This is a genomic window from uncultured Campylobacter sp. (assembly GCF_905371695.1).
GTDB lineage: Bacteria > Campylobacterota > Campylobacteria > Campylobacterales > Campylobacteraceae > Campylobacter_A.
This window is the reverse complement of record NZ_CAJPMA010000028.1, coordinates 1-18,369: the sequence shown is the minus strand read 5'-3', so window position 1 is coordinate 18,369 and position 18,369 is coordinate 1. Positions and strand designations below refer to the sequence as shown.

Here is an 18,369-nt window from a genome sequence, read left to right as displayed (position 1 = left end):
TTGTAAAATTTAAAGCTTGCAAGAGTCCGGTCATTTAATTGCAGTGAATTTCACCGCAATTAAATAAAATTAGGCGAGATTTATGACTTAACTTTACGCGCGCGGCGTTTGGCTTTTACTTCGCCGACGTCTTTAATTTGCGAAATTTGTAGGTCCGCTTTTTTATCTCGCGATTTTGCGGCTTGCTTGTTGATGAAATTTTTAATCACGCCGCCGTCATAAAGTTCCGCGTGATAAAGCGAAAATCCTACGAACGCCCAGCCCGAGGCGATATGTAACTTTCTGACGCTTTTATTTTTCATAAATAGTGCGGTAAGGCAGACGCTAGCCAGCGTCGCACCCATTCCTATTTTTGCTATTTTACGGTGGTTTTGGACGTTTAAAAGCGCCCCGCTCATCGTTTTATTTGCCAATTTTTACGCCTTTCATAGAGTTTAATAGTAGCCAAATGGTCGTACCGTTATGAAGTATCGCAGTAGCGATGGGATTTAGCATACCCAGCGTCGCCGCGCTCAAAATCGCCGTATTTACGCCGACGGTCGAGTTAAAATTAGATCCGATTAGCTTCATTGTTTTTACCGACAGCTCTTTTGCGATCGCCACGCTCATAATGTCGTCTTTTAGTAGGCTAATGTCGGCCGTGGCTTTTGCGATATCGGCACCTTTATGCATGCTAATTCCCACGTTTGCCTTAGTAAGGCTCGGAGCGTCGTTTATGCCGTCTCCTATAAAAGCCACGTTTTTGCCCTCGGCTTTTAGTCGCTCGATAATCTCGGCTTTGTCCGTAGGCAAGCACTCTGCAAATACGCGGTCGCAACCGAGCTCGCGTCCGACCTCTTCTGCCTTGCTTTTTATGTCGCCGCTTAGCATAATTATCTCTTTTACGCCTAAATTTCGTAGGCGCGCTATCATATCAGCGGCGTTTTCCCTCATATCGTCTTTCATGGCGATCACTCCGACCAGCTCTTTGTCGTAGCCGATATATAGTAACGTAAGTCCGCTATTTAACGCTTTTTGAATAGTTTCTTCGTGCGCGCTAAAATCGATCATTTCATCGTCTTCTAAAAAGTGGCGAGAGCCGATAACGACCTCTTTGCCGTTCATACCGGTTTTTACGCCGTGAGCGACGATAAATTCTACCTCGTCGTGATGGATATGGTGAAATCCGCGCATTTTGGCCGCTTCTACGATCGCCTCCGCCACCGGATGGAAGTAATGTTCCTCCGCGCTTGCGGTTAAATTTAGGATATCGGCATCGCTAAATCCTTGTTTAAACGAATAAATTTCGACCACGCTAAGCCTTCCGTGCGTAAGCGTACCGGTTTTATCGAATACGAACGTATCCGCCGCGCTTAGCGCTTCGATGGCTTTTGCGCCTTTTATTAAAATTCCGTTGCGTCCGGCTTTTGAAATACTTGATTTAAAAGCCACCGGAGTAGCCAGTTTTAGCGCGCACGAGTAGTCCGCTTGAAGGACGCTGGCTACGCTATTCATATCGCGGTTAATAAGATAAGAAACGCCTGCGAGAGAGAGCGTTACGGGCACTAGCTTATCCGCTAGCTTCGTAGCTTTTAACCCGATAGCCGATTTTTCGTTTAGCGAGCTTTGAATGTAGTCTTTTATACGCGCCGTAGCGGTATCCGCGCCGACGTTTTCCGCCCAAATTTTAATGCGCCCCTCGTCTACGACCGTACCGCTGATTACGCGGTCTCCGCGAGATTTCGGCACCGGCTCGGCCTCGCCCGTCATAGATACTTGATTTACGCTTGCGTTGCCCTCTACTATATAGCCGTCGATGCCGATGCTCTCTCCCGCGCCGACTACGACTATATCGCCTTTTTTAAGGTTTTGCGTTTTGATTTTTTCTAGGATTTTTTCGCCGCTTCCGCTCGTTTTTTCGATCCAAACTTCCTCGATGTTGGGTTTTGCCAGCTCCTTAATCAAATCGTCGCTACGGTGTACGGCGCTTTCTTCCATGTATTCGCCGATATTTAGCATTAAATTCGTGCTATTTGCGGCTAAATGATCGCCGCGCGCTAGGCTTACGCCTACCGCCATAGCTTCAAGTACCTTCGAGGTTACGCCCTCGTGCCTTAGCTCGCTTGCGCCTTCTAGCAAATTAGGCGCGCTAGCGTAAAGCCCGATCGCCGTTTTTACCGCGCGATTTGAGATCAAAGGCGTAAGCGCTAACGCCGCGCCCGCTTTGTAGATATTAGCTTTGCTGGGTTTTGAGGCGTCCTTTGTCTTTTTGGGCATATCTAAATTTTGAATAAATTCTAAAATTTCGCCGAAATTTTTATCGTATTCGACGACGATACTTTTTGCGTGTTTATTTACGCGCGCGCTTTTTACGCCCGCAAATTCCGAAATTTTAGCCTCTATCGCGCTTACGTCGCTCTCATCCGTTAATTGCTCGCAAACGAGCCTAATCCTACCCGCGCACTTATGCGCGACGCGGACGTTATTTTTGCGTTTCAAGCTCTGCCTTAACGTCTTCAAAACGCTCTTTTAGCTCTTCGATACCGGCGTTTATCAGCTCGCCGCCTTTGATGATTGCTTTAAAAAGGCATTCTTGAGCTTTGGGGTTAGTTAGCACGTAGGCTGCTACGCCGCCGATTAATAGGCCTTTTACGAAGCCGGCCGCGTTAAAATTTTCAGGTACGAACGGCAAATTTTGCGCCGCGTCGTTTATGGCGTTATCTATCGCGCTAGGCTGCGTAGCGCCCGCTTGCGCGTTTTGATCGTCGATATACGGATTTTGCATTATTTACTCTCCAAATTTATTAATTTTTCGGCTAGCAAAAGCCCGCCGATGCCGAGCGCCGTTTTTGCGGCTGCGGCTAAGTAGTTTTTATTAGCTACCGAATTTGACGCGCTAATTGCTACCGCCGCGCTAAAACCGCCCGCGACGCTAAATTTTACGATTTTTTTAATAACGTCCGCGCGGGTAGCTTTTTTGTTTAAAAAGTCGTTGTATCCGATCGCCGCAGCGCCCATGCCGCCCATTATCGCTCCGCTTAAAAAGTGATCCATCGGAAGCCTGGTCGCCGAAACGGCTAAAATTTTGTTACCCATTTACGCGCCTTACGCTATTTCAGGCGCTACGATCGGTGCCGGTTGTTCCGCTTTTGCGGGAGCTTTTTTGGCCCTTGCTCTACTACGTTTTTTACCCTTTTGAGCCGCTTCTAGCGCTCTTGCTTCCGCCATTTCGGCAGGCGTTCTGCGTTTTCTTTTTGCGCCTTTGGCTTTTTCGCCGACTACTTCGCTGGCCAGACTTACGCCTTTTGCGTAAATTTTATCGGCCGCCTCTTTGCCTTTTGCAAGCCCTTCGCTCGCGCACTCTTTGATTTTATCTCGCTTATTCCAAGCTACTACGGCTAATGAGCCTAATGCTATGCCCGCTAAAAACGGTAATGCCATCGTAAATCCTTTCTTTGTGGTGTTATTCATCTGTTTCGTCCTTTCTTAAATTTTTGCTTGCCGCGGTCATTCCTAGCGCGCCTAGCGCAAGCCCGCTAAAAAAAGAAAAATTCGGGTTATTTAAAATTTTAGCTAGCTCGGCGCCGCTAGCTTTGCCAGAGACTACGTTTTGCAGACCTTCTTTGATTTGATTAAAATCTTCTTGATATTTTAAAAGCAGATTTTCGTAGCCTTGCGCATTTAAAATTTGACTAAAATTTTGCGTCTCTTGCGCTTTTGCCTTCGGCGCATCGCTTTGAAGTTCCGCTTTTAACGCTTTTTTAAGCGCGACGACGTATTCGTTATTAGAAGTCGCCCAAAGTCTAAAAAATAGATCTTTTAACTCTTCGTCGTCTAAATTTTGCGTAAAATTTTCGTACATTTTATTTAGCTGTATTTCTAAGTTAAGCGCGCAAATTAGAGCGTCTTGCAATGAATCGGGCATTAAAAACGCGTTTTGAATTTGCTCGTTTGAAAGCCCTAAATTTTTAGCTTTCGCGTAGGTTTTTATTAACGTAAGCCCGTTTTTTCTAACGCTTAAAATTTCGGCGAAAATTTCGCCTAGATCGCTTAAATTTTCATATAAAATTTCCGCGCTTTTTTCGCTGATAAAAGCTGCGTTTAAAAGTTCATTTTGCAAGGTAAGCCTCTTTTGCTGCGTTAATTTTATTAGAAAGCGCCTCTAAATTTCGCCCTCCGAGCAAATCGTCCCATAAATTTTTAGGAAAAATGGCATGGTCGTATTCGATCGTTACCGAGCCGATAATTTTATTTAATTTGACGTTTTTAATGCCATCTATCTTTGCTATCGTCTCATCGATAGAGCCTAAATTTACGTTACTTGAAAGCTCTTTTATTTTAGGGCTCACTCTTACTCTAAGTCTACCCGGCGTGTGCGAGATAGGAGTAAAAAAGCTCGCCACTTTTGCTAGATTTTCTACGTTTATTTGCATTTTTTTCCTTATTTTTTTGACGAATTATCTTATTAGCGCGCTTAAACGTCGCTGAAACTTTTTTATCTATCGTTATCAAAATTGTATTTAGCCTACCTTGCCGCACCGCTCGCAAATACCGTAAAGAAGCATCGTATGCGCCGTGGGCGTAAAGCATAAATTTTCACAAATTTCATCTTGCCTGCGCTCGATTATCTCATCGCGAAAGCTTACGACTTTTCCGCATTTTTCGCAGATTAAATGGTCGTGGTGAGGTTTTAAATTTAGCTCGTATTTTGCGGTGCCGTCTTCTTCGTATTGATTGGTAAAAGAGCATTCGCTTAGAAAATTTAGCAGGCCGTAAATCGTAGGGAGCGAAACGTCTTGCTTATAAATTTTGTTAAATTCGTCTTTGATTTCTTGCGCGCTTAGATGCTCGTCCGATTTGTAAAGAATGGATAAAATTTGCTCTTTAACGTATGAGTTTTTAAGGTTAAATTCGCTCATAAATTTGGCGAAATTTTCGTAAAATTTACTAAAATTTTGCATCATTGTTCCATAAAATGATAATTAATACGAAAATATACCCGCTTTTACCTTAGTAGATTATGAAAAAGCCAAATATAAGGTTGTTTTGGTATAGTTGCGCAATTTTTTTAACCAAAGGAACGCTATGACATACGACGAGCTTGAATTGGACGCCGTTTTACTTGAAGTTTTGGAAAATTGCGGTAGTTTTGATTCTATGGACGACGAAGAGCTTTACGAGCTAATCGAAAAGGTCGCCGGATACACCGACGGCGATTACGAAGAAGCGTTTGAATATATGACGCAATTCTCGCCGATACCTAAAAAACGCTTCGTTTCTTTATTTACGGTTTAGCGAGCGCTAAACCGCTTCTTTTATATAAAATATTTGCTTATTATCTCTTTTAATTTTAAAGTATATTTGCTATCGCGCGGGCTATTGTTGTAAATATCTTCCAAATCGTACATTCTGTCGTAATAATCGTTCGTATCTTGCCTATTTATAGTGATCCTGCCTAGGTCTATACCCACGCCGATGAATACTCCGCTCGTGCGGCTATCTTTTTCTGCGATGAAAGCCGAAATTTCAGGTAGATCGGTAGTTATCGAAGCTTTCGCGCCGGTTCCGGGAGTGGCTTCCGCGCTTAGGCTAATCGTATCTTTGCCGTCGAAAAGCTTTGCGTAGGCTTGCGAATTCTTAAAAAATATAACGGTATCGGCGGAGCTGATTCCGGCTTGCGCGCCTATGCCGCCCGCCGTATAATTAATGAAAAACGGGCTCGACCACTCGCCGTCGTCGTTTTTAGCGATGAAAATTCCGTTTCCGCTAGCCGTGGAGACTACGAGTCCCGCTTTGGTAACGTCGGGGATTATAGCGATCGCTTTTACGTCGTTAAATTTATTGCCTTGCGCTAAATTTTTACGACCGAACGCGTTTAAGATATTAATCGCATTTTTTACTTTTTGATTTTGAATGATGTCTGCGTCGGCGAAATTTACGCAAAGAGCGACCGCGCATATAAAACCTAGAAGTTTTTTCATTGTAAATTCCTTTGATTAAAATTTAACCGCCATTATAACCAAAAATTTAATAAATTTTATACCCCTTGTGGTAAAATGCTTGAAAATTTAGCCTAAAGGACGACAGATGTATCTTATGAATACCTATGCCCGCGCGGACGTCGCGTTTGAAAAAGGACACGGCGCTACGCTATTTGACGAGAAAGGGCTCGATTATATAGATTTTACGGCGGGTATCGGCGTAAACGCGCTAGGATACGGACACAAGAAAGTTACCGCCGCGCTCGTTAAGCAAGCCGGCAAATTGCTCCACACTTCAAATATTTATAGAATTTTGCCCCAAGAAAAGCTCGCAAAAGAGATATCAAAACAGCTCGGATACAAATGCGAAACGTTTTTTTGCAATTCCGGCGCGGAGGCTAACGAGTGTGCGATAAAGCTAGCTAGAAAATACGGCGCGACGCACTTCGAGAAGAAAAAATTCGAGATTATTTCGCTGGGAAATTCCTTTCACGGACGCACGCTAGCCACGCTTAGAGCTACGGGACAGGACAAATTTCATCCGGATATTTTCGCTCCATACATAGACGGGTTTAAATTTTTCGATACGATCGAGGAAGTTATAGAAAATATCAGCGATCGCACCGTCGCCGTGATGATCGAGTTAGTCCAAGGCGAGGGCGGCATAAAGGCGCTTGAAAAAGAGGCGGTAAAAAGACTGGCTAAAATATTAAAAAAGCGCGAATTGCTTTTAATTACCGATGAAGTTCAATGCGGGGTTTACCGTACGGGAGAGTTCGTAACGAGCGCGTTTTACGGCATAAAGCCCGATATTATCACGTTTGCGAAGGGTCTAGGCGGAGGCGTAGGTATCGGCGCCTGCGCTAGTAGAAAAACTATCTTTGCGCCCGGCGACCACGGATCGACGTTCGGCGGAAATTTTTTAGCGACGGCTACGGGACTCGTTACGATTAAAGAGCTAAAAAGGCTTAAAAAATCGGGAAAATTAGACGAAATTTCAGCGAAATTTAACGAAAATTTAGAAAAATTAGCGCGCCGATATCCTAAAATTTTTGAAGCCAAACAAGGCATCGGCATGATGCTAGGACTCGTGCTAAAAGACGGGGTAGAGCTTGCTAAAATTATCTCGCTAGCGCTAAAACACCGTGTTTTGGTATTGCGCTCGGGAGCAAAAACGCTTCGTTTTCTACCGCCGCTAAATATCTCCAAAAAGGAGATGAAAGAGGGGTTTGCTAGGTTAAGCCGCGCGCTAGACGAGTATGAAATTTAGCGAATTTTTCACGCGATGGGCGCATGAAAATTATTATGCAAAGGGCGTGGAAATCGGTAAAAACGGCGATTTTTACACGAGCGTGAGCGCGGGATTTTTATTCGGCGCGGCGTGGGCGAATTATTTTTTAAAACAGCTCGACGCGGGCGTTTTCAGTCCCGGTGCGACTATCGTCGAGATCGGCGCTAACGACGGATCTATGACGGCGGATTTTATTCAGGCGATTTTTACCTTGCGCCCTGAAATTTTATGTAAGCTAAAATTCGCCGTTATCGAGCCGCACGAAAATTTACGCCGTATCCAGCAAGAGACGTTTACTACTAGGCTAGGCGGCACGACCGAAATTTTAGAGCTTTTTAGTTTAGACGAGCTTGCAATGCTAAATCCGCGCGAAATTTTCGTAATGTCAAACGAGCTGTTAGATAGCTTTGCCTGCGAGGTTTTAAACGAGCGGAATATGCTTTTTATCGGCGAAAATTTTAAGCCGTTTTGGGGCGCGGCGGATGATGAAATTTTAGCCGAGGCGGGTGAAGCAGGGCTTCAAAGAGGCGAACTCGCGATAGGCGTTAGAAAATTCGCGAAAGATTTAGCCGCCGTTTGCGATCGGGTAAAATTTTGTTCGTTTGACTACGGCGAGTGGGAAAGGCGGCAAAATTTTAGCCTTAGAATTTATAAAAATCACCGAGTTTTCGATTTTTTCGGAGTTGAAAATTTAGGCGAATTTTTCGGTGCAAGCGATTTAACTTATGACGTTTACTTTAAGGATTTGGCGCGAAATTTCGAGGCGGAAGGCTTTAAGACGAACGTGTTTCGTAAACAAAACTCGGCGTTAATAGAAATTTTCGGCGCGCAAGAAATAGTAGAAATCGTAGCGGACAAAGGCGGCGAAGCGGCGAAAAAGGACGCGATAAAGCAGTTAAATTTTCTAATAAATCCGCACTTTTTAGGAGAGCGGTTTAAATTTATAGAATTTTCAAATTTTTAATTAGGCGCCGCGCTTCTAGCGACGGTCGCGAATTTCGCTTCGCAAGCCGCGGCTAAATCAAGCGGAGAGAGTTCTAGCTGCTTACCGCGTACGCCGGCGCTTACCAGCACTTTTTCTTGCGATTTAGCGCGCTCGTCGATGAAGGTTTCAAAGCGCTTTTTCATTGCGAGCGGAGAGCAGCCGCCGCGAACGTATCCCGTGATTTTTTCAAGGTCGCGCAGGTTGATTAGCTCGCAGCGTTTAGCTCCCGTAGCGTGCGCTAGCGCTTTTAAGTCAAGCTCTAAATCGCCTTGGATGCACGCCACGACGTAGGCCTTTGGCTCGCAGACGCAAACAATCGTTTTGTAAATTTTCTCAATTTCTTGTCCGGTGCTTAAAGCAACGTGAACGGCGCTAAGATCGCTCTCGTCTACTTCGTATTCTAGTAGCTCATAAGGGATCTTAAGCCCGTCTAAAAGCCTAGCGGCGTTGGTTTTATGTATCATTTTTACTCATTTTTAGGAAATTTTTGTATAATTATAGCCAAAATTTAAAAGGAGAAGCAGTGGCGGACAAAACAGAAGAGGTAGTGGTCGAAAAAAGCGGCGGCGGAAAGAGCCTTTTAATTATTATTATGGCGGCAATCATCGTAGTGCTGGCGATTTTGGTGGGTTTAATAATATTCTTAATGTCGGGTAACGACGAAGCCGCGGCGCAAGCAGGCGCCATGCAGCCGCAAGCCCAAACGCAGCAAGCGCCTATGCAGCCGGCCCATCAACCCGGAAAGCGCAGTAGCGACTTTATGAATATGGGGCCGATCTACCCGCTGGATCAATTTATCGTAAATTTACTCAGCGAAAACGGCTCGCGATTTTTAAAAACTAAAATCGATATGGAACAAAGCGACGAGAAACTAACGCCCGAACTCGACAAGAAAAAGGCGCTTATCCGCGATATCGTGATCCGCACGCTATCTGCTAAAACCTACGAAGAGGTTAGCACCGCAAAAGGCAAAGACCGCTTAAAAGACGAGATCGTAGGTAAAATAAACGAGGTTTTAAGCGACGGGTACGTCAAAAACATCTACTTTACCGACTTTGTGGTGCAATGATCGGCATCGATATCGTCTCGATCAGCCGCATCGCCCGCATTAAGGCGCGCCGCGGCAATGCGTTTTTGCAAAAGTTTTTAAGCGACGACGAAGTTTTACTTATTAAAAACGACGCTAGCGCGGCGGGGCTTTGGGCGGCGAAAGAAGCCGCTAGTAAGGCGCTGGGCGTAGGAATAAGCGCCGAGTGCGGGTTTTTCGATATAAAAATTTCAAAAGATTCCCGCGGCGCGCCTATACTAAAATTTAGCCCCGAAATTTACGCTAAATTCGGCTTTAAAAAAGCCGCGCTTAGTATTAGTCACGACGGCGGATTTGCCGTAGCGGCGGTAATTTTAAGCTAAATCCTTGTCAAAGACGGTATCAAAAATTTCTTTTATCTTTTCTGTTTCTCGCCAAAATTTAGGCGTAGTGTCGCCGTAAATAAAAAGCGTTAAAATTAATCCAAATACGAGTGTTCCGTACTCGCCTCGCATAAACAATAAGACCGCTCCGAGCGCCATAAGCCCAAGATGCATAAACGCAAAAATTATCATTAGCAAGCCTAGTCTTATTTTTATTTTTACGATTTTTTCGCCGTTTTGCTCGTAAAATTTACCTATTGCGACCGGAGCGTGTTTGTCGTAGCTCCAAGAGGGATAAAATTTAAACCCGTCGCCGCCTAGTCGTCCGGTAAATATTTTACCTGGCGTTTTGAAGTCTAAAATTTTACCTTTTGAAACGATGTATTCTAGTCTGCGCGCTAGCTCGTCGTCGCTAAATTTTACGGCATAGATTAGGCTCGTAAACGGCGGGAGCAGGTAGCTAAAATTTCGCATTTCTTGCCTTATTTTTACGGGTAATTATATTTTTAATCGGCTTATGAAGGGCTTTTGGCTTTTCTTGAATAATACTATATTTTGCATAGGCGACGCTCATCGTAGCCAGACTTGTATCGGCGAACAAAAGCGATTGCGTCTTAATCGGCATAGTGCACGGCTTTGTATCGTTTTGCAGCTGCTTTGCCTTTATTTATTGGTCGCGCCGCGATACCGTAGATATTTTCCTTGTGTATGAGCGTCAAGCATTAGGCGCGCTTTGCTATCGAAAAACCTAGTTTACATCCATTCTAAAACTTGAACGATATCCTTTGCGTAAAAGCATTTTAGCCCTTGTGCGTCAAGCGGACGGCTCGGGATTATGGCGTTTTTAAATTTTTGAGTTTTCGCCTCTTTTAGGCGCTGGTCGAGATTAAATACTTCGCGAATTTCGCCGTTTAGGCTAAGTTCGCCGATAAAAACGCTCTCTTTGCTTATGGGGCGATTGCGGAAGCTGCTGATAATCGCCGCCAGTACAGCGAGATCGGCCGCGGTTTCGCCGATTTTTACGCCGCCCGAAACGTTTACGAATACATCGTATCGCCCTAGCGGTAGCTCGACTTTGCGTTCTAAGAGCGCTAGTAACATATCGAGGCGATTGCGGTCGTATCCCGTGCAGCTGCGTTTAGGATAGGCGCTTTCGCACACTAGCGCCTGGATCTCGACGCTTAGAGCGCGCGAGCCCTCCATTACGATGGTAATCGCGCTGCCGCTGATCGCTTCGCCGCGCGTGAAAAATTTGCTAGCGATATTGCTGGCGCTTACTAGACCTGCTTGGCTCATTTCGAAAATTCCTACCTCGCTAGTCGAGCCGAAGCGATTTTTAAATCCGCGTAAGAGTCGCAGCTCTCTACTCGCGTCGCCCTCGAAATATAGCACCACGTCTACCATGTGCTCTAACACCCTAGGTCCCGCGATTGCGCCTTCTTTCGTAATGTGTCCGATGATAAAAATGCTGATATTTCTATCTTTTGCAAGCCTCATGAGTTCAAAAGTTATCTCGCGCACCTGCGAGATAGAGCCAGGAGCGGAGCCGATTTTTTCGCTATAAAGCGTTTGAATGGAGTCGATGATTAAAATTTTATATTCGTTTTTAGCAAGTTCGGCGAGGATATTTTCTAGGCAAATTTCGGTTAGTAAAAATAGGTTCGCATCGATCGCGCCTAAGCGCTCGGCGCGCATTTTGATCTGACTGGCGCTCTCCTCGCCGCTTACGTATAGCGCCTTTCGTCCGTCGGCCGCCAAATTTGAAGCGATTTTAAGTAAAAGCGTGGATTTGCCGATACCGGGACTTCCGCCGATTAGCACCAGCGAGCCCTCTACTACGCCGCCGCCTAATACCAAGTCAAGCTCGCTATCGCGCGTCGCAAAGCGGTTTATTTTCTCGATCTGCACCTGCTCGATACTGACCGCGCGGCTAGGGGAGGTTGAAAATTTAGCGATCTCTTCGCTAGCTTTTATCTGCGTTTGCGTAAGTTCTACGAAACTATCCCAAGCACCGCACTGAGGGCATTTGCCGATCCATTTGCTCTGCTGCGCGCCGCAGGCTTGGCATTCAAAGACGCTTTTAGACTTTGCCATTTAAAGCCTTTATTAAAATTTTGCAAATTAGCGCGCCAAGCGCGATGCCTACGCAATCCGCGACGATATCTAGCAAGCTAAAATAGCGGTTCGGTAAGAGGTTTTGTACTAGCTCTATTTGCGCGCCGAAGGCTAAAAGTATGCAAAATTTTACGTAAAATTTTGCGGCGTGTCCGCTTTGCCAGCCGAAATTTAAAAGTCCGTAAAGTATGCCAAAAGCTAGAAAATGATTGAACTTATCCCAAGAGCTCTCGACTATTTCGATACGACGAGACGTCGTAGCTAGATATTCGACCGCAAGCAGACAGATAAAAAACGAAATTTTAAAAAGAGGCTCGAATTTTAAAAATTTTAGCGTTACGGCTTTTAAATTTAAGCCCGAATTTTTGCTATTATCCAAAAATAGTATCCGTTAATCCGTCTAAAAATTCGTCCGGATCGAATTTTACGAGATCGTTCATACCCTCTCCGACGCCTACGTAAAAAATCGGTAGTTCAAGCTCGCGTGCGACGCCGAACAGCGCTCCGCCTTTTGGCGTGCCGTCTAGCTTCGTAATTATCACGCCGTCGAGCTTTACGATTTCGTTAAAGGCCTTTGCCTGCGCGACGCCAGCGTTGCCTTGCGTACCGTCAAGGATCAAAATTTTGCGGTGAGGCGCACGCTCGTAAGCTTTGCTTGAAATTCTTACGATTTTATTTAGCTCGTTAGCCAAATTAGTCTGATTTTGCAGTCTTCCGGCAGTATCTAATACGACGCGATCTATTCCGCGCGCTAACGCGGAGCTTATCGTATCGAAAGCCACCGCCGAAGGATCGTGCCCCTGCTTTGCCGCTATTATCGGCACGTCTAGGCGTAAAGACCATTGACGCAGCTGCTCTATCGCTCCCGCGCGAAATGTGTCGCAAGCGCCCAATATCACGCTTTTACCTGCGTTTTTATATAAATTCGCCAGCTTTGCGATGGTAGTCGTCTTGCCTGCGCCGTTTACGCCTAAGATTAGATCGACGAACGGCTTGTCGGGCTTTATCTCGCGCTCGTTTTCGTAGATAAAATAAGCGCTCATTACGCGGCGAAGGTCGGCGCGCTTAACTTCTTCTTGCGGCGGTAAGTAGTATATGATCTCTTCTACTATCTCGTAGGGTACGTCTGCTTCTAGTAAAATTTCCTCTAAATTTTCTTTGGTTATCTTTTTATCGGTTTTAGCGGAGATTATGGCGCCGAATGTCCGCTCGAAACCCTTTTTTAAAAAGCTTATCATTGCTCTATCGCCTTATTTATATCGCTCTCCATCATTTCTTCCGGTACTAAGCCTCGGTATGCGCTAAAAACTTCGCCGTTAGGTTTTAGAAGCATCGACGACGGTAGCCCCATTATCCCGCCGATAGCTTTTTCAAAAGCGAAGTTGCCTTCGCCCACGGAAACGTCGTATTTTATATTATATTTTTTGGCGAACATCGCTACTTCTTGCGCGTCTTTGTCTTCAAGCAGCACGCCCACTATGTTTAGTTCTTTTTTAAATTTCTCGCTTAAATTATTTAAATGCGGAATTTCTGCTTTGCACGGCGGGCACCAAGTAGCGAAAAATATGAAAAGCGTAGCCTTATCGTTACTTTTTAGGTTAAATCCGTTTTCTTTTTTTTCTAAATCGATAGTTTGCCCGTTCAGTAAATTTAGGGTGATTTTGCCTGAGTTTTGCGCTTCGTCGTCCGCCTTCTTTTGCTCGATTTGCGGCGCCGTTTTTACGGTAGCGGTAGTTTGTTTGTCTAAATTTTGCTCGTTTTTAGTTTGCGTTTGCTCGTCCGTCTTGTTTTCGCAGCCTAAAAACGTAAAAATGCATAATAATGCTATAATTAGCGACTTAAATTTCATATAATCCCTTTTTATTTTTTTGTGCGGGATTATACTAAAAGTTGATAAAATGAGCGTTAAACTAGACAAAAACGAATTTAGAAGTAAAAATTTAGCGGAACTAAAAAATACGGCGCACGTCGCAAAATGCGCGCACTACGGTGCTATCCGCGAGATAGGCGAAATAATAAAAACTACGGGCGCGAAGAATATTTTGCTGTATTTGCCGCTTGGTTACGAGCCAGACGTGTTAAAGGTAAGGCGGAAATTTAGCCATAAATGCAAATTTTACGCGCCGTTTATGGTCGGCGTTAACTTAAAAATGGTAAGATTGCGCCTGCCTTTTTCGGTTGCTAAATTTAACGTTAGACAGCCTTCTGGGCGTAAAATCGGTGACGTAAAGCTCGATATAGCCGTAGTTCCCGCCGTCGGAGTAGACTGTAATATGGCAAGAATAGGACATGGAAAGGGATTTTACGATAGATTCTTTTCCTCTATTAAATTTCGTCCTAAAATCATCCTTTTCGTAAGCGTAAAAGACTTTTTTACAAGCGAAATCATCTCGCTAGATTATGACGCAAAAGGCGATATTTACGTAACCCCTAATAAAATTTATATAAGGAAAAAATATGATAGAAGTATTTGTAAGTATAGCCACGGCGGCCGCGGGCGCTTGGGCCGGAAGTATGTATGCAAAAAAAATAAACGATGCAAACTATAATATCTTTTTAGAGCAGGCCAAAGCAAAAGCAAAGACGATAGAATACGAAGCGGAGCGGACGCTAAAAGACGCTAAAATATCCGTCCAAGAGGCAGAATTAGAAGTAAAGAAAAAATACGACGACAAGGGCTTGAAACTCCAAAAAGAGTATAACCAAAAATTCGACGAGCTAAATAAAAAAGAGCAAAATTTGCAAAATCAAAGCGACGCTCTGGAAGCGAAGATAGCCGCGTTTGAGAAAGATAAACTAGACGCTAAAGCCGCGTACGACGAGGGTGCTAGACTAAAAACTACGTATCAAGAAAAAATTTCGCAAGCGTTAAAAGTATTAGAGCGAGCCGCGGGGCTAACGCAAGCCGAAGCGCGCGAAGAGGTATTAAAAAAGGTTGAAGAACAATCTCGCGCCGATATCGCTCATATCGTGCGAAAATACGAAGAGGAGGCTCGCAGAGAGGGTAAGAAAAAGGCGAATTACATTTTAGCCCAAGCCACGTCGCGCTTTGCGGGCGAATTCGCCGCCGAGCGGCTAATTAACGTCGTAGATATCAAAAACGACGAGTTAAAAGGCCGAATAATAGGCAAAGAAGGAAGAAACGTAAAAACTCTCGAAATGGTTTTGGGCGTGGATGTTATCATCGACGATACGCCGCACGCCATCGTGCTTAGCAGCTTCAATCTCTACCGTCGTGCCATCGCTACCCGCGTGATCGAGCTTTTGGTCGAGGACGGGCGAATTCAGCCTGCGCGTATCGAGGAGCTTCATAAAAAAGTAACGGAGGAATTTGAAGCTTCAATCCTAGAAGAGGGCGAGAATATTGTGATGGATTTGGGGTTAAATAGGATTCATCCCGAGATATTGAAATTAATAGGTAAGCTAAAATTTCGCGCCAGCTACGGACAAAACGCGCTAGCTCACAGCCTTGAAGTAGCGCATCTTGCCGGTATAATCGCCGCGGAAACCGGCGGAGACGAAAAACTAGCCAAGCGCGCGGGGCTGCTCCACGATATCGGTAAGGCGCTAACGCACGAGTTTGAAGGTTCTCACGTAGATTTAGGCGGCGAGATCTGTAAGCGTTACAAAGAGCATCCGGTGGTAATTAACGCCATCTATGCTCACCACGGACACGAAGAGGCTACTAGCGTAGAAAGCGCCGCCGTTTGCGCCGCGGACGCGCTTAGCGCGGCACGCCCGGGGGCGCGCAGGGAGGTATTAGAAAGCTTTTTAAAACGCGTCGAGGAAATCGAAAATATCGCGAAAAGCAAAGACGGCGTCAAACAGGCCTATGCGATAAACGCCGGTCGCGAAATTCGCGTAATCGCAAACGCAAAGCTGATTAACGACGACGAGGCGGCGTTAATCGCCAAAGAGATCGCCGCCGAGATTGAGCAAAAAGTGCAGTATCCGGGCGAGATCAAAGTAAACGTCATTCGCGAAACGCGCGCGATAGAGACGGCTAAATAGGTAAAATTTATGAAGAAAATTTTAATTCTTTTAAGCGCGTGCGTTTTTTGCTTTGCCGGCGAGGAGCTCGTGCTTGAAGCGGCTAATTCGTTCGTAACGACAATGCGGGCAAACCACGATGCGCCGGTTCGATCTTTTATCCAAAAGGCAAGAGCTACGATCGTTTTTCCTAGCGTAAAAAAAGTAGGCTTCGTAGTCGGCGGAATGGGCGGAGACGGCGTAATGATCGTGGGATCGTTGGAATCGCCTAGTCAAATTTTACCCGTGCAAATAAGCGGCGGCAGCGTGGGACTGCAAATCGGCTACGACGATAGCTCGCTCGTGCTTTTTATAATGAAAGATAGCGTAATAAACGAGATTAAAAGCTCAAAACTAGCCATCGACTCCGATGCATCGGTATCATTCGGCGATCGGGGGTTAAAATTTAACAAACTAAGCGACGTTACGTTTTCAAACGATATTTACGCTTACGCTCAAAATAGCGGATTTTTCGCGGGGGCGAGCTTCGGTGGCGCGGTTATCAAGGTTAAAAACGAAAATTTAAAGCAAGACGGATACGCTTACGAGCAACTTCTGGGCGTAGCGTCGAAATTTTAAGGGCGTAGATGCAAGAAATTTTAAATTCGCTCTCGATATACGGCTACGTGATACTTTTTTTATATTCGCTAGGCGGCGGAATGGTCGCTATCATCGCTGCGGGCGTGCTAAGCCATGCGGGTAAGATGGACTTAACCGCTAGCATCGCGGTAGCTACGGTCGCCAATACTCTCGGCGATACGATGCTTTTTTATCTAGCTAGATACAACAAAAGCGCCGTAATGCCGTATTTAGCGACCCACAAACGAAAGCTTGCCTATTCGCATATATTAATGAAAAGATACGGCGATAAAATCATACTGATCAAAAAATTTATTTACGGCGTAAAAACGCTCGTACCGATCGCGGTCGGGCTTACGAAGTATTCGTTTGTAAAATTTAGCGCGATAAATTTTATAAGCTCGCTAATTTGGGCGATAGTTTTAGGCGCGGCGAGCTACAAGGCCGGAGATATGTTTATGCGCGCGGGTGATTATTTGGGCGCGCACGGGTATATTATGCCTCTTGCGATGGGCTGCGCGCTAGGCGCGATTTGGTATTTTTTACAAAAAGCAACTGCAAAGAAAGGGAAAAGATGAAAAAAATTTTATCTATTTTAGTTTTACTGGCGATAGTCGGTTTCGGAGCGGCTTACTTTGTCTCGGACAAGGCAAAGCAAGAGTATGACAGGATACTCGCCAACGTTAGCAAAACACTAAACGATGCGGAGATTAAAAACGCCGCTTATGAGAAGGGTTTTCTCGCGTCTAGCGGCTCGTACGAGCTAGTCGTTAAAAAAGAAGTTATGCAAAAAATAGGCGCTAGCGAGGAGCTAATCTTAAAGGTAGATACGCAGATTAATCACGGGTTGGATGCGATATTTTCGGGAGCTAAAATTTCGTCTAAAATTTACGTACAAAACGGCGAGTATAAAAATTTCGCCGCGTTATTTTTCGGTTCGAATTTAGTCGCGACGGCTGACGTTACGGCGGCGCTCGACGGTAAAAAATACGGCGAAATTCGCCTAAGCGACGTAAATATGGCGCATGAAGACGATAAATTTACAACGAAAAATATAGCGGTAAAAATAGACTCCGTAAAGCACAAGATAAGCAAAATCGCGCTTAACGTAGACGGTATAAATTTCGATGCTAAAAAAGACGGTGAAGATATAAAGATTGATTTGCAAAATTTATTCTACGCTATATCTTATTTTGAACCGATCGATCCAGAAGCGTTTTTAAACTACGACTATGCGCTCGTGCCGCTAGAATATACGGGCGGATTTAAAAAAATCGCGATGAAAATTAACGGGAACGAGGAAGTTTCTTTAAACGTACAAGACGGCTCATACAAAGGTGCAACCGACGTTAAAAACGGACTTTTGAGCGATAAAGCCGAAGGCGGTGTTGCGCTAATAGATGTAAACGGCGAGAAATTTAAAGATCTTAAAATCGTATCTCAGCTTGAAAATTTTAATGTAGAGGCTTTGAAAAAGCTTTATAAAAAAATCGATGAAGTCGCCAAAGACGTGAATTTTGAAAGCAAAGAGGCGCTTGACGGATACAAAGATAAAATATTTGAGGCGCTGCTTGCCGATACGGGCGAGCTACTAGCTAGCGATCCTAGTGTAAAAATAAGCGAATTTAGCATAAAAAACGGCAAAGACAAAAAGCTTAACCTGAGCGTAAATTTCGGCGTTAAAAACTATGATAAAAACAAAGATATGTCTCAAAATTTATCGGCGTTTATCTTTGACGGAGAGCTTAAAGTAAACGGCGGTATAGGGGAATTTTTGTATCAAGTACCTGAAATAGCGCTACTTGAACCGGTTTTTGTAGAAAACGGAATTTTACAAAAACAAGACGGCGATACGAGAGTTAAATTTAAGCTTGATTCGCAAAATAGCGACATTATTTTTAACGATAAAGTTAGCTTATCTAAAATTTTATCTTCAATTTTCTAACCCCCCCCCGCTTAAACCTATTTTTTTAATCTAGGTTTAAGCCTTTTTCTATATA

25 protein-coding genes are annotated in these 18,369 nt (G+C 44.6%); 10 read left to right on the top strand and 15 right to left on the bottom strand.

All coding sequences use genetic code 11. The features are described from left to right. Nucleotides 1–80 precede the first annotated feature (80 nt). From QZ147_RS04005 to QZ147_RS03970, 8 genes are all read right to left on the bottom strand, one after another. Nucleotides 81–413, bottom strand: coding sequence for a helicase (locus tag QZ147_RS04005; protein WP_295147251.1), 333 nt, complete (start codon nt 411–413; stop codon nt 81–83). Then, nucleotides 403–2,478, bottom strand: coding sequence for a heavy metal translocating P-type ATPase (locus QZ147_RS04000; protein WP_295147248.1), 2,076 nt, complete (start codon nt 2,476–2,478; stop codon nt 403–405). The genes QZ147_RS04005 and QZ147_RS04000 overlap by 11 nt, the downstream gene beginning before the upstream one ends. Next, the gene (locus QZ147_RS03995; protein ID WP_295147245.1) at nt 2,462–2,764 is read right to left on the bottom strand and encodes a YtxH domain-containing protein; all 303 of its coding nucleotides are present in this window, start codon (nt 2,762–2,764) and stop codon (nt 2,462–2,464) included. Before QZ147_RS03995 ends, QZ147_RS04000 begins: the two co-directional genes overlap by 17 nt. After that, entirely contained in the window at nt 2,764–3,075 is a 312-nt protein-coding gene (locus tag QZ147_RS03990; RefSeq protein WP_295147242.1) for a hypothetical protein, read from the bottom strand. The genes QZ147_RS03995 and QZ147_RS03990 overlap by 1 nt, the downstream gene beginning before the upstream one ends. Nucleotides 3,076–3,084: 9 nt before the next feature. Further along, a complete protein-coding gene (locus QZ147_RS03985; protein WP_295147239.1) occupies nt 3,085–3,450 on the bottom strand; it encodes a hypothetical protein in 366 nt (121 codons plus the stop codon). Beyond that, a complete protein-coding gene (locus QZ147_RS03980; protein WP_295147236.1) occupies nt 3,443–4,099 on the bottom strand; it encodes a ferritin-like domain-containing protein in 657 nt (218 codons plus the stop codon). The genes QZ147_RS03985 and QZ147_RS03980 overlap by 8 nt, the downstream gene beginning before the upstream one ends. Then, nucleotides 4,089–4,412 carry an HMA2 domain-containing protein gene (locus QZ147_RS03975; protein WP_295147232.1) on the bottom strand — a complete coding sequence of 108 codons (324 nt, stop codon included), beginning with the start codon at nt 4,410–4,412 and terminating at the stop codon, nt 4,089–4,091. The genes QZ147_RS03980 and QZ147_RS03975 overlap by 11 nt, the downstream gene beginning before the upstream one ends. A gap of 87 nt (nt 4,413–4,499) precedes the next feature. Beyond that, nucleotides 4,500–4,940, bottom strand: coding sequence for a transcriptional repressor (locus QZ147_RS03970; RefSeq protein WP_295147231.1), 441 nt, complete (start codon nt 4,938–4,940; stop codon nt 4,500–4,502). A gap of 124 nt (nt 4,941–5,064) precedes the next feature. Between QZ147_RS03970 and QZ147_RS03965 the strand changes: the two genes are divergently transcribed. After that, nucleotides 5,065–5,274: a hypothetical protein gene (locus QZ147_RS03965; protein ID WP_295147229.1), complete on the top strand. Its 210-nt coding sequence runs from the start codon at nt 5,065–5,067 to the stop codon at nt 5,272–5,274. 20 nt (nt 5,275–5,294) lie between these two features. On the opposite strand, the gene QZ147_RS03960 is transcribed toward QZ147_RS03965, so the two are convergent. After that, on the bottom strand, nt 5,295–5,960 hold the full coding sequence (locus QZ147_RS03960; RefSeq protein WP_295147227.1) for a lipid-binding SYLF domain-containing protein: 666 nt from the start codon (nt 5,958–5,960) through the stop codon (nt 5,295–5,297). A gap of 106 nt (nt 5,961–6,066) precedes the next feature. Here QZ147_RS03960 and QZ147_RS03955 point away from each other — a divergent pair, with 106 nt between their 5' ends. Together QZ147_RS03955 and QZ147_RS03950 are read left to right on the top strand one after the other, a co-directional pair. Next, the gene (locus QZ147_RS03955; protein WP_295147225.1) at nt 6,067–7,230 is read left to right on the top strand and encodes an acetylornithine transaminase; all 1,164 of its coding nucleotides are present in this window, start codon (nt 6,067–6,069) and stop codon (nt 7,228–7,230) included. Further along, nucleotides 7,220–8,215, top strand: coding sequence for an SAM-dependent methyltransferase (locus QZ147_RS03950; RefSeq protein WP_295147223.1), 996 nt, complete (start codon nt 7,220–7,222; stop codon nt 8,213–8,215). The genes QZ147_RS03955 and QZ147_RS03950 overlap by 11 nt, the downstream gene beginning before the upstream one ends. Here the strand turns inward: QZ147_RS03950 and ybaK are convergent. Then, the gene (gene ybaK, locus QZ147_RS03945) at nt 8,212–8,700 is read right to left on the bottom strand and encodes a Cys-tRNA(Pro) deacylase (protein ID WP_295147221.1); all 489 of its coding nucleotides are present in this window, start codon (nt 8,698–8,700) and stop codon (nt 8,212–8,214) included. The genes QZ147_RS03950 and ybaK overlap by 4 nt on opposite strands. 59 nt (nt 8,701–8,759) lie before the next feature. Between ybaK and fliL the strand changes: the two genes are divergently transcribed. Together fliL and acpS are read left to right on the top strand one after the other, a co-directional pair. After that, on the top strand, nt 8,760–9,305 hold the full coding sequence (gene fliL / locus QZ147_RS03940) for a flagellar basal body-associated protein FliL (protein ID WP_295147218.1): 546 nt from the start codon (nt 8,760–8,762) through the stop codon (nt 9,303–9,305). Beyond that, nucleotides 9,302–9,646 carry a holo-ACP synthase gene (gene acpS / locus QZ147_RS03935; protein WP_295147216.1) on the top strand — a complete coding sequence of 115 codons (345 nt, stop codon included), beginning with the start codon at nt 9,302–9,304 and terminating at the stop codon, nt 9,644–9,646. The genes fliL and acpS overlap by 4 nt, the downstream gene beginning before the upstream one ends. On the opposite strand, the gene QZ147_RS03930 is transcribed toward acpS, so the two are convergent. The 5 genes from QZ147_RS03930 to QZ147_RS03910 form a co-directional block, all read right to left on the bottom strand. Beyond that, complete coding sequence (locus tag QZ147_RS03930) at nt 9,638–10,120, bottom strand: hypothetical protein (RefSeq protein WP_295147215.1); 483 nt, start codon at nt 10,118–10,120, stop codon at nt 9,638–9,640. The two genes, acpS and QZ147_RS03930, sit on opposite strands and share 9 nt — an antisense overlap. A 279-nt stretch (nt 10,121–10,399) precedes the next feature. Then, a complete protein-coding gene (radA, locus tag QZ147_RS03925) occupies nt 10,400–11,740 on the bottom strand; it encodes a DNA repair protein RadA (RefSeq protein ID WP_295147213.1) in 1,341 nt (446 codons plus the stop codon). Then, nucleotides 11,727–12,140: a VanZ family protein gene (locus QZ147_RS03920; RefSeq protein WP_295147212.1), complete on the bottom strand. Its 414-nt coding sequence runs from the start codon at nt 12,138–12,140 to the stop codon at nt 11,727–11,729. The genes radA and QZ147_RS03920 overlap by 14 nt, the downstream gene beginning before the upstream one ends. After that, nucleotides 12,133–12,999: a signal recognition particle-docking protein FtsY gene (ftsY, locus tag QZ147_RS03915; RefSeq protein ID WP_295147211.1), complete on the bottom strand. Its 867-nt coding sequence runs from the start codon at nt 12,997–12,999 to the stop codon at nt 12,133–12,135. The genes QZ147_RS03920 and ftsY overlap by 8 nt, the downstream gene beginning before the upstream one ends. Beyond that, complete coding sequence (locus QZ147_RS03910) at nt 12,996–13,610, bottom strand: TlpA disulfide reductase family protein (protein ID WP_295147210.1); 615 nt, start codon at nt 13,608–13,610, stop codon at nt 12,996–12,998. The genes ftsY and QZ147_RS03910 overlap by 4 nt, the downstream gene beginning before the upstream one ends. A 49-nt stretch (nt 13,611–13,659) precedes the next feature. Here QZ147_RS03910 and QZ147_RS03905 point away from each other — a divergent pair, with 49 nt between their 5' ends. From QZ147_RS03905 to QZ147_RS03885, 5 genes are read left to right on the top strand one after another with little or no spacing between them, the layout of a single operon-like run. Next, nucleotides 13,660–14,310, top strand: coding sequence for a 5-formyltetrahydrofolate cyclo-ligase (locus tag QZ147_RS03905; RefSeq protein WP_295147207.1), 651 nt, complete (start codon nt 13,660–13,662; stop codon nt 14,308–14,310). Next, entirely contained in the window at nt 14,219–15,772 is a 1,554-nt protein-coding gene (gene rny, locus QZ147_RS03900; protein ID WP_295147204.1) for a ribonuclease Y, read from the top strand. Before QZ147_RS03905 ends, rny begins: the two co-directional genes overlap by 92 nt. A 9-nt stretch (nt 15,773–15,781) precedes the next feature. Then, a complete protein-coding gene (locus tag QZ147_RS03895) occupies nt 15,782–16,369 on the top strand; it encodes a lipid-binding SYLF domain-containing protein (RefSeq protein WP_295147201.1) in 588 nt (195 codons plus the stop codon). An 8-nt stretch (nt 16,370–16,377) separates the two neighbouring features. After that, nucleotides 16,378–16,947, top strand: coding sequence for a DedA family protein (locus QZ147_RS03890; RefSeq protein WP_295147199.1), 570 nt, complete (start codon nt 16,378–16,380; stop codon nt 16,945–16,947). Continuing rightward, on the top strand, nt 16,944–18,314 hold the full coding sequence (locus tag QZ147_RS03885) for a DUF945 family protein (RefSeq protein ID WP_295147195.1): 1,371 nt from the start codon (nt 16,944–16,946) through the stop codon (nt 18,312–18,314). The genes QZ147_RS03890 and QZ147_RS03885 overlap by 4 nt, the downstream gene beginning before the upstream one ends. Nucleotides 18,315–18,369 lie beyond the last annotated feature (55 nt).